A 1,187-nucleotide genomic window follows, 5' to 3' on the forward strand; every position below is an offset into this window, starting at 1 on the left:
CCTCGATTTAAAATTGAAGTGCAACACCTGCTCTACTAGACCAGTTCTTTATTCAGACTAGTCAAAAAGGCCATGAAGACCTATTCTTAATTCACCACAAACAAGAAAGAGGTATCTTCATGACCCGAATTAAGAATATCATATCTAATCAGTATCACCAACTCAATTTAGCTGAACGTGGTCGAATTGAATCCCTAAGGGACTTAGATTGGTCTATCCGCCGAATTGCCCAGGCCCTTCATCGTAATCCCAGCACGATTTCACGTGAATTAAAACGTGGGACAACGACACAGATTAACGCTAGTACTCATATCTTTGAACAGTCATATCTGGCAGAAACTGGTGAAGCAATTTATCGTAAGCACCGACTAAATAGCTGTTATCGTGGACTCTTTGATCATTGTCAAACCTTCTGTAATGCTTTGGTGACAGCTTTAAAAGCGCGTCCCAGGATGCATAGTGTGGATACTTTTGTCCACCAATTCAAGACTGATCACCCAAGGCTTGTCTGCCCCTCAACACCGACGGTGTACCGGTATATTGATGACCAGCGTTTAGCTATCCGCAATTCAGACCTACCAGCTAAACTACGTCGCCGGATTAAATGCCCCGGGGCAAAGCATCATCGAATCAATAAGAAAAATCTGGGCCATTCAATCGAAGAGCGTCCCGCCATGGTTCAAGCGCGTCAAGAGCTTGGACACTGGGAAGGTGACTTGGTCAAAGGCAAACGGGTTGAATCTGAGCCAGCATTAATGACTTTGACTGAACGTGTTAGTCGCTTAGAGATCATCGTTAAACTTCCCAATTATCATGCCGACACTTGCTTGAAAGCCCTCCAGAATACCTTATATGACTATGGAACCGAGCACTTTAAAACCATTACTTTTGATAATGGTGCTGAGTTCTCAAGCTTGAGTCAAGTCAAGGGAACTGACATCTACTTTGCCCATCCTTATTCACCATGGGAACGTGGAACCAATGAGAACACTAACGGCCTTTTGCGCGAGTTCTTCCCGAAGGGCAGATCCTTGGCTTCGGCCTCACTCATTGACATTCAGCTGGCTCAAGATACCTTAAACAACCGGCTACGGCGGTCATTGAACTATCGCTGCCCAGCCGATCTAATGCCTGAACTAGCTTAGCAACTAGACCACTTCTAAGAATAGATTCTTAGTGTTGCACTT

The 1,187-nt window shown here is 44.7% G+C and carries 1 protein-coding gene; it reads left to right on the top strand.

The genetic code is table 11. The features are described from left to right. The first annotated feature begins 119 nt into the window (after window positions 1-119). Complete coding sequence (locus tag LDK34_RS12490) at window positions 120-1,145, top strand: IS30 family transposase (RefSeq protein ID WP_010619295.1); 1,026 nt, start codon at window positions 120-122, stop codon at window positions 1,143-1,145. Window positions 1,146-1,187 lie beyond the last annotated feature (42 nt).

The organism is Furfurilactobacillus milii (assembly GCF_021654115.1).
Classification (GTDB): Bacteria; Bacillota; Bacilli; order Lactobacillales; family Lactobacillaceae; genus Furfurilactobacillus; species Furfurilactobacillus milii.